Genomic DNA, 14,060 nt, shown 5'->3' with positions numbered 1-14,060 from the left:
TTACGCCCCCTCTTGAAAAAGGGAAAGGAGTTCCTCTGCGGAAGCCGCTTTCACCATCCGGGCAACGTTTTCTTGTTCGGAAACGACCAAGGCGATCTTGGACAAAATATCCATGTGTTCGCTGTCTTTACCCGCGATGCCGATGACAATGTGAGCGGTATGGCCGCTTCCGAAATCGACACCTTCGGGCAATTGGACGATGGAGATCCCGGACCGGTGGATGTCCTGTTTTCCTTCTTCCGTCCCGTGGGGAATGGCTACATGATTGCCGATATAGGTGCTAAGCGCTCGTTCCCGTTCCAGCATTCTGCCCACATAAGACGGCTTCACGCACTGATTATCCACCAACAGCCCACCTGCGAGACGAATGGCTTCTTCCTTGTCTTTCGCCTCCGCTCCCAATAGTACCGTTTCTTCGCTCAGGATGGACCCACTCATGGTTCCACGCTCCTTTGTTCATCCAGTTTTTCATGCAGGGTTCGATTTAATTGCTCCGCCAGGAACGCCCGGATGTCCCCTTCTCCTCCCGATTGAAAAAGCGCCGGCACCTCAATGGTAAGAGCACTGATCCGGCTCAACAATTCCTGCTCGGCCTCCTCTTCCTTTTCAGGGGCCAGCAGCAAGAGAAGGCGTGTCATCTCCATTCGGTTTCCGTCCATCCCTTCCACTTCCAACGGCTGTTCCAGATTATACATCGTAAAGGAAGGCTTCCACACCCTGTCCGACCGTCCATGAAAAAGTGCCATTCCAGTTCCCGGAATCCCTAATCCCCCCAGCTGTTCCCGCGCGGCCAGTTTTCCGGCCACCGTCGCCGCATCATGAAGAATCCCTTCTGCTTCCAGCCGCCCGCAGGCTTTCTGCAAAACGCCGGATAAGGATGAATCGCGAAGAGACGAAAGTGAGTACCCTTCCAAAAGTGTCAAGGCGATTTCCGCTGTCTTCCGGATTGTTTTCATGGATTCCAGGATACGGGGCTCATCCGTTACTTCCCCTGTTCTCTCCGGTTGCATCTTTACTGCCTGCCTCCGCCGCCGTTCATTTAAATAGGATCGGATCCGAACCGCGTCTCCTTCCGACAAATAAGGATTGACACGAATATAATCGATTCCATCCATTTCCACAGGAATGGTGGATAAAATCAGATCGTATTTTTGCGGATCCGTCCGTCTGACTTCCCCAAAAGAAGCCGTATCCACACGGACAATCTCCGGAAATTCCGTTTGCAGTCGACTGGCCAACAGTTTGGAAGTGCCAATCCCGCTGGCGCAGATCGCCAGCGCATGTAAGGGTCGCCCCCGTTGTCTACGTTCCAACGCGGCCCCAAAATGCATGACCAGATAACCGATTTCCTCTCTGGGGATCTCATAATGGGGAAATGTTTCCTCCATCACTTGTCCCACCGTTTCAAACAGCTCCGGATAATCGGTTTCGATCCGTTCCAAAAGCGGATTATGGATCGGCAGATTTTCTTTCATCCGGTAGACAGCCCGTTCCAAATGAGCGAGCAGTCCCCGTATCAGGGACGGATCCTGCTCAAGGGGAACATCTATTTCCTCCCCCACACGCCGGATCAATTCCCTTGTCTCCGCCACGGTTGTCCCGGAGTCGTCCTCAAACCAGAATCCTCGATCGTCCCCCCGTTTCGCTCCCCTAAGGTGCAACACGATATTGGCGATTTCTGCGTCCGGCACCTCTTTGTCGGAGACAACAGCCAAGCGAGCGGCGATTTTTTTGGCCACTTCATGTTCCTGTCCTTGTTGCAGGCTTTGTAACAGATCCGGATCAAACCGGAGTGTTTCCCCTTTTTCAATCCGCTCCAACGCCAGGGCGACATGAACCACCAACCCAATATAAGCGCTGTCCGCAAGAGTATACGGCAAGCCCCCGATCTCCGCTTGAACCGCTTCCTCCACCTGGACCAATCGTTCCCGTTCCACCAGTCCTAATAAACGTTCCATGATAATCCCCGAAGGCTCCAGTGCTTTACGGCCGAGAGATTGTTTCAAAAGCCCGAGAATCTCCGCCTCGTCAACATGATCGGCGAGCAGGCTCCTCATGGCCGCCCGGCGGTTGTTTTCTCCTCCGATCACCTGGATGCCCCACCCTCTTTTTTTAACCAAAGCCAGGTCGAACGGATGGAGCCAATCCTCCACCCGTTCAAGATCCTGGCGCACCGTGGCGGGAGCGACTCCGAGGTCCCGAGCCAGCACCGTCAATTTAACCGGTTCCGAAGTTTCCAGCAACGTACAGAGAAGGTGCGTTTTCCGCTCCTCCGGGGTAAAGTCCGTCTCCGGTGCCCCCGTTAGAGCAGCACGGAGAGATTCCACGCCGGTAGGATCCCCTTCCAGGGAGACACCGACTCCCGCTTGTTTGCGCAGAGAGAGTCCGAATCCGTCCAGGGTCTTCTCCAAAACGGAAAGATCCCGATGGATGGTTCGCTCGCTGACTCCCAGTTCCCCGGCCAATTCTTTTACGGTGCGCAACTGTTCATGACCGGTCAACAATCGGAGAAGATTTCGTTCCCTGGCTGTAAAATACATGGAATCCACCTGCTTCGTTCAGTCCGTTTTATTCCTGGTCTTGCGTCAACCGGTCAATGAGTGCGTCATACTCCGAGCTGGACAAAAAATTGTCCACCGAGATGTGACGGGCGCCGGGCAGTTTGGCTTTGGCCCGGTCAGTCAGATTTTTATGGGTGAACACGATGTCGGCATCATCAGGCAGTTTGCTGATGGCCGTGTTGGTCACTTCGATGTCCAGGCCTGCTTTTTGCACTTTGTTTTTTAAAATCGAGGCCCCCATGGCACTGGAGCCCATTCCCGCATCGCAAGCGAATACGATCTTATTCACCCGTAAGCCCGCTTCAACCCCTTCCGGGACAGATGTGTCAGCGGCCAGCATGGAACGAGCGGTGCTTTTTTTTCCTTTCATTTCTTCCATGCTGCGTGCCGCCGCTTCCAAATCTTCTTCTCCCGTCGCGCTCCGCTTCAGGAGAAGGGAAGCGATCAAGAAGGAAACAACCGCAGCAACCACAACCCCGGCAAGCACACCCACGTAGCCCCCCCGCGGAGTCATCGCCATCAGAGCAAAAATGCTGCCTGGAGAGGGAACCGCCACCAATCCCGCACCGAAGAGGGTGAAAGTGAATACGCCACTGATGCCTCCGGCAATGGCAGCCAAGAGAAGAATCGGTTTCATCAGGATATAAGGAAAATAGATTTCATGAATGCCGCCGAAAAAATGGATGACGACTGCCCCGGGAGCCGATTGTTTCGCCATTCCTTTGCCAAATAACCAATAGGCCAGCAGGATACCGAGACCCGGCCCCGGGTTGGATTCCAGCAGGAACAGGATCGATTGTCCGGTCCGTGCGGCTTGATCCACCCCGATCGGGCTGAGGATGCCGTGATTGATCGCATTGTTCAAAAACAGGACTTTGGCCGGTTCGATAAACAGATTGGCCAAGGGCAGCAATCCCATGCCGATAATGGTTTCAACTCCGGCAGCCAAGGCCTTATTCAGTCCCAACACCATGGGTCCGATGGCCAGATAGGCCCCCACTGTGAACAAACCGGCGACGATCCCGGCAGAGAAGTTATTGACGAGCATCTCAAAACCGGAACGAATCTTCCCTTCGAAGAAACGGTCTGTTCGTCGAATCGCCCAACCACCCAGTGGACCCATGATCATGGCTCCAAGGAACATGGGAATATCGGAACCGACGATCACGCCGATGGTAGCCGTTGCGCCCACCACCCCGCCCCGTGCCCCGTACACCATGTTTCCTCCGGTAAAGCCGATCAAAAGCGGAAGCAGGTAAATGATCATCGGCTCGACCAATTGGGCCAGGTTTTCATTGGGGAGCCATCCCGTCGGAATAAAGAGAGCCGTAATCAACCCCCAGGCGATGAAAGCTCCGATGTTGGGCATGATCATCCCGCTGAGATAGCTTCCCATCCGTTGGATTTTAATCCGCCACGGTTGGGTGTTGTTTGCGTCCAGGTTCGCTTGATTGACAGACATGTCCATCCCTCCTTTGAATACCGCTTATCTTTAGAATAAAGCGGTTTCATCCCGCTCTCAATGAAAGGAAAGCGCACTTTTGTCAACCCTGTTGTTGACATTGTTGATGAATGGACACTTATCGATCAGTATGGCCCCGTACCATCGCTTCCATGTCTGCCGCAAACAGAACAAGTGCAGGGAAGTAACGATGATAATGGAATTGAAAATATCTTCAACCGAAAAAAGGGGTAAAAGGAGCGAAGACCGATTTCACCGCCAATTGACCAATAAATAGAAAAATGACTTGAATCCAAGAGGGGGTACGGCAACGATTAACGAAATAAATGGCCATTTGGACGTTTTCCGCCGATAACTTATATTAAAGGCGGAGTTTTATTTTATACGGGGATATAAACCAGGCAAATGGGGTCACCGAACTCTGATCGAAGGTAGGCGACTGCCGGTCGATTCCCCCTCACTGAGCACATTTATACGCTTCGTTTTCCGTCTGAATATTCCAGTTCATTAACCCTGATTTACAGACATATCTTATCTAAAAGAGTTTAGGGGGTATATACCTTGGCAGACGGCTTTGTCGTGCGTTCACTTGATGAAATTCGATTTTGGTCTCGTATTATGAAGGAACACTCATTGTTCTTAAAGCTTGGTTTTCGATGCGAGGACACCCAACTGATTAATGAAGCCAACTATTTCTTTAGCCTATTCGAAAGAATAGAAAGTCAAGCACATTCCTTCTCTCGGGAAACCGATCCCGAGGAAATTAGGAGTTTTAATACGGAGGTTCACCAAGCGGCTTCGCTGATTTGGGCATTTAAAAGAAAAGTCTTAGGATTAATTTTGCAATGTCAACTCCCTGGAGGAAATAACTTTCCCTTATTAGTGGACCACGTTAGTCGGGAAGCAAATTATTTCAGAAATCGATTGGAAGAACTGAATAAGGGAAGGCTTGAGGCTCTTCCCGATGCGATCATTAATGAAAATGTATTTTTCCTGCGGATCATGGCTGACCATGCCAAATTTATCGGACATCTTCTGGATCCTTCGGAAAGGAAACTGGTCGAACAGGCTCGGGAGTTCAGCCATGATTTTGATCAGCTGTTATTCCAAGCAAAAGATTTAGAGTCCATGAGGCCTCAATCACAAACGGTTCCCTTACTTGATCAGTTTTTAGATCAAAATAGGGTATCTGTAAAGTCCTTGCGGGACTTCAAAAAGACCGCACGGGAATTAATTGAGGCCTGTCGAATCAAAAGCATTATCCACCCTCTTTTGGCCGACCATGTTTTTCGTGAAGCGGAGAGGTTTTTGTTTATCATCGATCTGTTTGAAAGAAGTTTAACTAGGGGGTCTCCCAAAAAAGGAAAACACCGACCTAACAGGGATAACTGAAGCGATCCAAGGGAGTCAGTAAATTTGTGTGTGTCCAAAAACCCGGAATGATACGGTGACCCCCATTAGGGGTAAAGGGAGCATCTCTTCCGTTTACCGCAAAGTAGATACCATTAATTTGAAAACGAGGCTCTTTCGGGCCTTTATTTATTTTGGCCGGTTTTTTTCCCGCCCAGATGCCGGTACAAAGTGGCTTTGGACACCTGAAGAGTTTCACAAATCTCCCGAATCGAATAATTGGGGTCTTTCATTAGGGATTGCGCCATTTTGCCCAAAGAAGATAAAGCTATTGGCTGAGTTCCAGTTCTCAACCACATTGAGGCCCTCGTGGATCTCGCGCCGGATTTCCTCGTGCTGTAGGTATTCGCACAGGAAGATCGTTTTGATCACACGTCCCATCTCACTCAATGCTTTGTAAACGGGATGGGTCCGGTTTTTGCTAAATCGCTTGAAAATCGCTTCGGTCTCGGCGGTGTTGAATCGCAAGGCCGCAGCGTATTTCACCATTTGGTCGTATTGCAGAAGGATCAGATCCCAGTTGATCGGATTCTTGGCCAATTATAAAAACCCGTACAAAGGAAAATAGAAGCCTCTCTCGCCCGCGAAAAAGATCATAAGAAGACAAAAATGACTTGTGGTTGCATGTGCAACCACAAGTCATTTTCCATTTATCGGTCAATTGGCGGCAAAATCGGCCTTCGCTCCCTTTACCCCAGAAAACCGGGGGATCTATCCCCCGGTTTTCTGTGTCGGTTCGATTATAATAAGCTGCGATTCTTAATATCGAGAAACGAATGAATCACCTGTTCCGCCAACTGATCGGGAGCGACATTCAGGGTGATTACACCCCGGCGTTTTAACGCCTTTAAGCGTTCATCCCGCTCTTCGGTTACCTGTTGGGCGATCGCTTTGCGAAAGACTTCCTTCTCTTCCCTAGGCCGAAGGTTACACTCCCGTTGCAGCTGAGGATCTTCCATCGTGACGGTCATGATTAAGTGGCGGCGTTGCAACACCCGGATGTGCTCGATCAGTTCATCGGCAAAGGTGAGGTTACTGGCATCGGTGAACAAGGCCACCAAGGTCCGCCTTTTGTGGTGAAACGCCAGCGATTCCATCGCCGTGCGGTAGCCGGATTCCACATAGTCTGGTTCCAAATCGTACACCGCTTCAATGATCCGCTGTAAATGGGGAGCTCCTTTGCCCGGGGGGACCCATTTTTTCACTTGACTGGAGAAAGCGAGGAGGCTGACCTGATCCCCCCGTTCCACTGCGATGGCCGCAAATGCCAGGGCAGCCTCCACCGCCCGGTCCAGTCGGGTCAGTTCCCCGTCCCGCACTCCCATGATACGCCCGCAGTCCAACAGGATGGCCACATGCTGCCCCTGTTCCGGTTGGTACACGTTGGTGGCCAGTTTGCCGCGACGGGCTGTCGCGGTCCAATTGATCCAACGGGGTTCGTCATCCGGCACATAGTCCCGGATGTGTGCAAATTCGGATCCCCGTCCCAATCCATGCCGGTTGTGGGGACCGGTTGCAGATAATTTCCGTTTGTACACCCCGCCCCGGACCCGGCGCACGTGCTTTAACAGGGGATACACCTGCTTTTCTTCCGGAAGGACCGCCGCCTGTTGGCGAACCAACAAGCCCATCGGCCCCCTTTGTCTGACATGGATGCGGTCAAACGAGTGACGGCCGCGGCGGTGGGGCCGGACGTGATAGACCAGTGTCTCCGTCTCTCCGGCGGGTACGGTTACCGTCATCTCTCTCCGATCCAACTGGAATCCTTCGGGATAATCATCTTTGACGACACAGGTAACCGGCCAGGGAGCCGGGTTGTACACATGGATCCGGATCGGGTTGGATTGTCCCAATTCCAGAAATCCATCGCTTTCCCGCGTCAGTTGAACCGATCCATGGCGGCGCATCCGTCGGAATTCCTCGATTACCAACCCTGTCAACGCAAGGTGGAAAACGAGAGCGGTCCAGTCGTGAAGCCCCACCATGGCAGCCGCCAAAGTGAGGACGAGCCCGAATCCCAGCGCGGCAAACAGGCGCGGCCCCGGCAGCCAAGCATTATCGCGGAACCGGTACCGAACGGGTGATCTCTTCGATGAGGTCATCAGTTTTAAACCCCTCCAGTTCCACATCCGGACTCATGATCAAGCGATGGCGCAAAGCCGGTTTTATCACCCATTTGACGTCGTCGGGTGTAACGTAATCCCTGGCGTCCATGGCTGCCACCGCCCGGCTCAAAGCGAGCAGGCTGGTGCCCGCTCGGGGGCTGGCTCCCAACAATACCTGCGGATGAGTCCGAGTGGCACGCACCAAGGAAGCGACATAGCGGATGACGGAGTCTTCCGCCCGGATCCTCTCCACCTGACGACGAAAAGCGAGTATTTCCTCCGCCGTCACAATGGGACTTAAGGCAGACTCCCTCCGGGTGGTCACCCGATGACCTCTGAGCACTTCCAGTTCTTCTTCTTCCCCCGGGTAATCCATTGTCAATTGGAGGGCAAACCGGTCTAGCTGCGCTTCCGGCAAGGGATACGTTCCTTCATATTCAATCGGGTTTTGGGTCGCTACCACGAAAAAGGGAGCGGGCAATGGACGGGATTCCCCGTCCACGGTAATCTGGCCTTCTTCCATTGCTTCCAGCAGGGCCGATTGCGTCTTGGGAGGGGTCCGGTTGATCTCATCCGCCAGCAACAACTGGGTAAACAACGGTCCCTGTTTAAAATTGAATCGACCCGACTGAAGGTCAAATACCTTGGTTCCGGTCACATCTGCCGGCATCAGATCCGGGGTGAATTGGATCCGGGCAAAAGAAGCGTCGATCACCTGGCCCAAGGAACGGACCAACAAGGTTTTTCCCAGACCGGGAACTCCTTCGATTAGAACGTGCCCCCCGGTCAACATTGCCGCCCACATCAACTGGACGGTCCGTTCCTGGCCGATGACCACTTCTTTCAAATGTTTCATCACTCGTTCGGATCGGATAGCGATCGTTGCCGGCTCAAGGGTTGGGTTTTCCATTGGTTCATCTCCTCCCGCAGATCTTGGATCTCGCGACTCCACTTTACCAGCTCCTTGTTGGAGATCCGCTTCTTTTCTGTTTTTGCAATGGCTTGGTGGAGATCACGGTAGCGTCGAGCCAATGTCGGATCGACCAAAGCCTCCACTCTTTCGATAATGTCGTCGGCATCGGAGCGCCTGGACATCCCTAACATGTCAGCCGCCTCTCGGAAGAGGGCCCGCTGCCCGATGCCCAACGCCTCTTGGTTCAGGTTCGCCCATTGATACAGCGATCCCATGGCATGGACATACTCTTCCCCCCGGCGCACTTCCCGCACCGTCTCCCAACGGGGAGAGGCAAAGCGCTTCCCCTGTAAAACCATCCACAATAGAAACAACAGTCCCGCCTGCAACAGGAACCATCCCGCTCCGGCAGGAATCAGGTCGGCATAGCCGGGACCCGCCTCCGACTCGTCCACCAGGAATGCGTGATTCCATCCCTGGTACCGTAAACTTTCATCAAACCATACCTTCCCTTCTCCTTCCGTCAGGGAAGCAAAATACAGAGCTAAAGCCAAGTTGTCTCCCCGCTGCAGATAGGTATTGGTCCATATCATGGGTTCGGGGATATAATAGATATTCCCTTCACCGGCAGCCAACCGTCCAATCCGGTCGATGCCGTTCCGGTCTTCCCACACCTCGTCCAGCTCTGTGTCTTCCATCAAACGGCGATTTCGGGGAAAATACAGCTCTTTTATATCCGAAAGCCACGGTTCATCCTGTAATTCCATCGATACCCGGGGGATATTGCCGCCTTCCGCTCCGGAAAATCCCAACTGATTGGCCAATGAATCCAGCGGGTGGGCCAACAACACCAGGGTATTGCCGGATTCCACCCATTTCAGCAACCACTCTTTCTCTTCCGCCGGGACCAGCCAGCGATCCGGCTCCAGCAGGAACAAAACATGCCCCTTTGATTCCGGTAAGCGATCCCACGAATCTTCCCAACGCGACACCGGAACATCCCGCTCCTCCAGCAGCAGGTAAAGTGCCTTGGTGCCTTCCCCTTGCGGGCTGAAACTGGAGAAGCGCGGCTCTTCCGACGGAAGCAGGGATCCTGCAACCATGGCGCCCGCTGCCAACACTGCAATCACGACAAGGATAAGGACAATCCTAGCCGGCTTCAATCGTCCCACCTCCTGTCAGACCCTCGCATAGACGGCGGTACTCCTCATAGTCGGACGCCTCCGGTTCGATCATGCCGTACCACACTAGCTCAAACCGTAAAACCAATAATTGAAACACCGGCAGGTAAATCGGCGCAGCCACGGCCACTTCTTCCCGGTACTCCCGGTTGGTTTTGTGATCTCGCCGGTCCAATGCCTCTCGGTGATCCAACGTTTCCAATGCGTGACGGAACAAACATCGGATCCCTTCGCGATACTCCCCCCGCAATGCATGGGCTTCTCCCCGTTCCCACCATTGTAATGCCTTGCTCTCCTCCGCTGTGGAAGGAGATTCTTCTTCCCCGGCAGGTCGGCTGAGATACAGTTGTTTTACAATCACCCACAGGATCAGGGTGAGGAGAATCGCCAGCAAGACCGGAAGCAGCCAACCCACCCCGCTGCCCGCCCCTGCACGGAAGAGCGACGAAAGGAGGTTATTCAGCCAGTTGCCGATACTCCATTCCCCAATCACGGGCAATTGATCAAACCGTTCCAACAGATGTTGCCACCACATTCCCGACTGGAACTCATCCCTTTGAAGGATTTCGGATAACTGTTCCCGTGACTTTTCATACTCCGCCGTCAAATATGATCATCCTCCTTTGGCGAATCTCCTAAAATTTGTCGTCCTTGAAAAGGGCATCCTCTCCTTTGGCGAAGCCTTCTAGAATTGTCGTCCTTGAAAAGGGCATCCGCCTTAACTCACTGCTTCCGGAGTCGACCGGAGCGATTGTTCCAAGTCCAACCCCTCCCGGCGGATACGCTGATCAAAGTACAAAACGGTGGCCAACACCCCGAAGACAGCCTCCATCAAACAGGTCAGCCCGGCCAGCAAGAGCGCCACCCCCATTTCCACCGCCCACAGGAATGACCATCCCATCACCACTCCAGGTACCAGGATCAGGTGTAACAAAGCTCCGGTGATCCCCGTGAACCCCACCAAGATCACTCCAAACAGCAAAAAAATAGTGAGCAGCCGCCAAAAGGAGCGTCGGGTTAAGCGCCAGCTTCGCTTCAAAGCGGCAAAATATCGCGTCTGTTCTTCCACGATTACCGGAAACACGAGAGATAGACGGACGGTAACCCATATAAGCAAGGGAGTGGACAGGAAGGCTACAAATACGACTGACAGCAGGAGGGGAATAACCCAATCCCCCAGCGCCATGCCTAACAAAGCGAACGGGATAAAAATGAAAGCGGTGATCACTGCCAGACCGCCCAGGATCATTCCTCCCGCCAACCAATGGGTTAATAAAGCGGGCAGTCCCTGTTTCCAAGCATGCTTTAATGCTTCCCCGGTGGTAACAGCCCGCTTCTCGGTTAAATCGCGAATGGTAATCCACGAAACCGCCACTCGCATCAGCGGGTGCAAGAAAATATAGGAGAAAATGAAGCTGATCACCATCAATAATGCGATCAACCCTTCCAACCAACCCAACGGCTTCATCCCGTCTTCTGGCAATGGATCAAGAAAGGGGTCTGTAAAAGGTTCTAAGGTTTCAGATAGCTGCAAATTTAATATTTCATACACAAATTGAAACAGACCGACCAACAGAAAAGTACTGAAAAACACAGGCACAAACCGGGAACGAAAAATGTGGAATGTACCGTCCACTACCTCTAAAAACCCCCAGCGTCGCAAGGGGGTTGTCTCCAATTCTCGCAAGGTTCTCCCCCCACCATCACAAAATGGCCTGAACCACTCCGGGCTCAGGCCCTCGGCTGCCGATGACTACCCCCGTTGGATCGCGCGGAGCCGCTCCGGATCCAGCCGTCGAATCAACGCTGTCAGAAACGCTTTGGCCGCCTCCACGTCCCCTTTGTCGACCACAGCTGCATGGGAGTGGATATAACGGGCGCAGACTCCCAACGCCGCCGAAGGTACCCCGTCCCCCGTCTTGTGAACCGCACCGGCGTCGGTTCCGCCTTGGGAAATGAAAAACTGATACGGAATCCCCTCTTCCTCTGCCGTCTCGATCAAAAACCGGCGCATTCCGGGTAACGGAATCATCGAACGGTCCATCAACCGAATGACCACCCCTTGTCCCAGTTCGCCAAAACCATCCGCCACCCCTGGCGTATCGCCGGCCGGACCGGCGTCCACGGCGAAAAAAACATCCGGCTTCACCCGATTGGCTGCCGTTACGGCTCCCCGCAGACCCACTTCTTCCTGCACCGTCGCCCCGGAAAACACCACATTGGGATGGGAGCGATTTTGCAGGTCTTCCAGCAACTCCACCGCAAGGGCGCAACCAAACCGGTTATCCACGGCTTTTGCCATCAGCCGTCTGCCCCCTTCCATCTCCACCGGGGGACAAACTGGGACGATAAAATCTCCGGGATGGACTCCGGCATTCCGCACGTCCTCTTTACTATCCAATCCGATATCGATAAACATGCGATCCATCGGAACGGGTTTTCCCCGGTCATCCTCCTTTAATAAATGAGGAGGGACAGATCCAATCACACCGGGGATCCGTTTTTCTTCCCGGGTTACGATTTCCACCCGCTGAGCCAGCAACACTTGACTCCACCAGCCTCCCAGGGGTTGAAACCGTAAAAATCCTTGATCAGTAATCCGGGTTACCATAAATCCCACTTCATCCATGTGGCCGGCAACCAACACCCGAGGACCGTTTTTATCCCCGCTTTTTTTCCCGAACAAGCTGCCGAGGCGATCCCTTATCACCTCATCCGCCAGCGGAGTGATCATCTTCTCCAGCTCCCGGCTTACCAACGATTCCGCTCCGGGAACCCCCGGCACTTGAGTCAACGCTCCAAATCGTTTCCAATCCATGTCGCCACACTCCATTATCCGTTTATGTATCGGTCTTTTGTTTCCATTCCCGATAGCGGCGGTGCACGGTTGCCCTGGATACATCATAGCCGAATCCCTGCAGTGTTGCCGCAATCTCTTCAAAGGTCAGCTTCTTCTCCTTAAGGGCCACGATTTGCTCGATCGGCACTTGTTTTCGTTCACGTCCTCCCTTCCCCTGATTTTTGAGGTTGGCGGCAGGGTTATAGCCCCGTTCCCGCATGGCCCGCTGCATTCCCCAAGATATTTTTTGGCTCATCCACTTACGCTGTAATTCTTCCACTTTGGCCATAATCGCCAACACGGTGGATTCCCCAGCATCCAGTTCCATCTCCCCGTCCTCTTGCCGAGAGAAAATTCGACAGCCGTTTTTTTGCAGTTGATGGACCACCGCCAGTTTTGCTTCCCCCCTACCCAAACGCGTATCATCCTGAATCAAAACCGCTTCGATTCCATCCTGCTGAACGGCATGGATCAATTGAAACAAACCCGGACGATCCATATCAAAGCCGCTTTTTTGATCCCCGACCGCGATTGCCACATCAATCCCCAGTTGATTGGCCCATTCCTTTAAGTCAGCCTCTTGTCTGTCAAGGCTCGCTTCCTGCTCCAAACGACGAGTGCTGACGCGAGTGTATATGGCTCCTTTCACGGGACCCCTCCCTCTTGCGTTGGCAGTCGCTTTTCGCTACAGTGTGTTCGAAGGAGCTGATTCATCATGATCACCGATGAAGTGATTCAACGCATTAATGAACTGGCACGAAAAAAGAAAGCAGAAGGGCTTACGCCGGCAGAACAGGAAGAACAAGCAAACCTGCGGAAACAGTATTTACAGGCGATCCGCGGATCCGTCAAGAGCCAATTGGATCAGGTTCGCTTGGTAAAGAAAGAAGACTAGGCGCGTACCCTCTATTATAATGCAAGCAGGTGAAGGACGAAATGAAAGGTCTCCTATCGGAGACCTTTTTTCTTTTACGATCCGGTTAAGTTTATATTGCAAACCAGTCGTCGATTATAAACGGTCTGTGTTATAATTTTCCCGATAAATTCAGATGATCGGGAGGATTCGGATATGTTGCCCTATCAAGAATTGGCTCAATTAAACAAATTAGTTCATGAACCGGCTCGCCTATCCATTTTAACGGCTCTGTCCGCTTGCACCATGGCGGAATTTCTCTTTCTGCAAGAGTTAACCGGATTAACCAAAGGAAACCTCTCCTCCCATCTGGCCAAGCTGGAGGATGGCGGTTTAATCGCGATCGATAAGCATTTTGTTCGCCGAAAGATTCCCCAGACAACCATCCGCATCACTGCTGAAGGTCGCGCAGCGGTGGATAACCATTGGAAACGGCTCGCTTCCATCCATGAGAAGATTCGGAAACAGGGAGCCCACAACGGCCATCCCCCCGCCTCGTTCCTCGAATAAGATCCTGCGATTGTCTCACATGTTTTCTCCTTAACAACGAGTAAGAACACTGGTTTAAGAAAGGCGGTTTCTAGGGCCTGTCTGGTCATTCAATCTTCCGTAAGGATAAGGGAGGGTCGGTATGGCTTTTGGTTCGCCTTTGCACTCACAGAGCACAAGTCTCGCC

13 protein-coding genes and 1 pseudogene are annotated in these 14,060 nt (G+C 52.8%); 3 read left to right on the top strand and 11 right to left on the bottom strand.

The genetic code is table 11. From position 1 onward, the window contains the following. Genes JOE21_RS01480 through JOE21_RS01470 form a run of 3 tightly spaced genes read right to left on the bottom strand, consistent with a single transcriptional unit; the run spans nt 1 to nt 4,023 of the window. Nucleotides 1-438, bottom strand: a complete 438-nt coding sequence (locus JOE21_RS01480) for a PTS mannitol transporter subunit IIA (RefSeq protein ID WP_309861492.1) — start codon at nt 436-438, stop codon at nt 1-3. Beyond that, nucleotides 435-2,540: a BglG family transcription antiterminator gene (locus JOE21_RS01475; RefSeq protein ID WP_309861489.1), complete on the bottom strand. Its 2,106-nt coding sequence runs from the start codon at nt 2,538-2,540 to the stop codon at nt 435-437. Before JOE21_RS01475 ends, JOE21_RS01480 begins: the two co-directional genes overlap by 4 nt. Before the next feature lie 28 nt (nt 2,541-2,568). Further along, the gene (locus JOE21_RS01470) at nt 2,569-4,023 is read right to left on the bottom strand and encodes a PTS mannitol transporter subunit IIBC (protein ID WP_309861487.1); all 1,455 of its coding nucleotides are present in this window, start codon (nt 4,021-4,023) and stop codon (nt 2,569-2,571) included. Between the two features lie 561 nt (nt 4,024-4,584). Between JOE21_RS01470 and JOE21_RS01465 the strand changes: the two genes are divergently transcribed. Next, complete coding sequence (locus JOE21_RS01465) at nt 4,585-5,415, top strand: DUF2935 domain-containing protein (RefSeq protein ID WP_309861484.1); 831 nt, start codon at nt 4,585-4,587, stop codon at nt 5,413-5,415. Between the two features lie 243 nt (nt 5,416-5,658). Here the strand turns inward: JOE21_RS01465 and JOE21_RS01460 are convergent. From JOE21_RS01460 to JOE21_RS01425, 8 genes and pseudogenes are all read right to left on the bottom strand, one after another. Then, nucleotides 5,659-5,958: pseudogene (locus tag JOE21_RS01460) on the bottom strand (Tn3 family transposase); the annotation flags it as partial. A gap of 215 nt (nt 5,959-6,173) precedes the next feature. Further along, nucleotides 6,174-7,535 carry a DUF58 domain-containing protein gene (locus JOE21_RS01455; RefSeq protein ID WP_309861481.1) on the bottom strand — a complete coding sequence of 454 codons (1,362 nt, stop codon included), beginning with the start codon at nt 7,533-7,535 and terminating at the stop codon, nt 6,174-6,176. Continuing rightward, nucleotides 7,489-8,448 carry an AAA family ATPase gene (locus JOE21_RS01450; RefSeq protein ID WP_309861479.1) on the bottom strand — a complete coding sequence of 320 codons (960 nt, stop codon included), beginning with the start codon at nt 8,446-8,448 and terminating at the stop codon, nt 7,489-7,491. The genes JOE21_RS01455 and JOE21_RS01450 overlap by 47 nt, the downstream gene beginning before the upstream one ends. Beyond that, nucleotides 8,394-9,614, bottom strand: coding sequence for a DUF4350 domain-containing protein (locus JOE21_RS01445; RefSeq protein WP_309861476.1), 1,221 nt, complete (start codon nt 9,612-9,614; stop codon nt 8,394-8,396). The genes JOE21_RS01450 and JOE21_RS01445 overlap by 55 nt, the downstream gene beginning before the upstream one ends. Beyond that, complete coding sequence (locus JOE21_RS01440; protein WP_309861473.1) at nt 9,601-10,239, bottom strand: DUF4129 domain-containing protein; 639 nt, start codon at nt 10,237-10,239, stop codon at nt 9,601-9,603. Before JOE21_RS01440 ends, JOE21_RS01445 begins: the two co-directional genes overlap by 14 nt. A 111-nt stretch (nt 10,240-10,350) precedes the next feature. After that, nucleotides 10,351-11,319 carry a glycerophosphoryl diester phosphodiesterase membrane domain-containing protein gene (locus JOE21_RS01435; protein ID WP_309861471.1) on the bottom strand — a complete coding sequence of 323 codons (969 nt, stop codon included), beginning with the start codon at nt 11,317-11,319 and terminating at the stop codon, nt 10,351-10,353. A gap of 66 nt (nt 11,320-11,385) precedes the next feature. Further along, nucleotides 11,386-12,450: a M42 family metallopeptidase gene (locus JOE21_RS01430; protein ID WP_309861468.1), complete on the bottom strand. Its 1,065-nt coding sequence runs from the start codon at nt 12,448-12,450 to the stop codon at nt 11,386-11,388. A gap of 22 nt (nt 12,451-12,472) precedes the next feature. Beyond that, entirely contained in the window at nt 12,473-13,120 is a 648-nt protein-coding gene (locus JOE21_RS01425; RefSeq protein WP_309861465.1) for a YneB family resolvase-like protein, read from the bottom strand. Between the two features lie 66 nt (nt 13,121-13,186). Here JOE21_RS01425 and JOE21_RS01420 point away from each other — a divergent pair, with 66 nt between their 5' ends. After that, nucleotides 13,187-13,366 (top strand): DUF896 domain-containing protein, encoded by a 180-nt coding sequence (locus JOE21_RS01420; RefSeq protein WP_309861462.1) that lies wholly within the window; start codon nt 13,187-13,189, stop codon nt 13,364-13,366. A 174-nt stretch (nt 13,367-13,540) separates the two neighbouring features. Next, nucleotides 13,541-13,894: a transcriptional regulator gene (locus tag JOE21_RS01415; protein ID WP_309861459.1), complete on the top strand. Its 354-nt coding sequence runs from the start codon at nt 13,541-13,543 to the stop codon at nt 13,892-13,894. Nucleotides 13,895-14,060 lie beyond the last annotated feature (166 nt).

It is taken from the genome of Desmospora profundinema, from assembly GCF_031454155.1.
Lineage (GTDB): Bacteria > Bacillota > Bacilli > Thermoactinomycetales > DSM-45169 > Desmospora > Desmospora profundinema.
This window is presented reverse-complemented; position numbering and strand designations above follow the sequence as displayed.

Bases quoted from the DNA above. Each gene is read 5' to 3' on its own strand.
- JOE21_RS01480 (WP_309861492.1), bottom strand. From the start codon at position 438: ATGAGTGGGTCCATCCTGAGCGAAGAAACGGTACTATTGGGAGCGGAG.
- JOE21_RS01430 (WP_309861468.1), bottom strand. From the start codon at position 12,450: ATGGATTGGAAACGATTTGGAGCGTTGACTCAAGTGCCGGGGGTTCCC.
- JOE21_RS01470 (WP_309861487.1), bottom strand. From the start codon at position 4,023: ATGTCTGTCAATCAAGCGAACCTGGACGCAAACAACACCCAACCGTGG.
- JOE21_RS01475 (WP_309861489.1), bottom strand. From the start codon at position 2,540: ATGTATTTTACAGCCAGGGAACGAAATCTTCTCCGATTGTTGACCGGT.
- JOE21_RS01415 (WP_309861459.1), top strand. From the start codon at position 13,541: ATGTTGCCCTATCAAGAATTGGCTCAATTAAACAAATTAGTTCATGAA.
- JOE21_RS01455 (WP_309861481.1), bottom strand. From the start codon at position 7,535: ATGACCTCATCGAAGAGATCACCCGTTCGGTACCGGTTCCGCGATAAT.
- JOE21_RS01450 (WP_309861479.1), bottom strand. From the start codon at position 8,448: ATGGAAAACCCAACCCTTGAGCCGGCAACGATCGCTATCCGATCCGAA.
- JOE21_RS01420 (WP_309861462.1), top strand. From the start codon at position 13,187: ATGATCACCGATGAAGTGATTCAACGCATTAATGAACTGGCACGAAAA.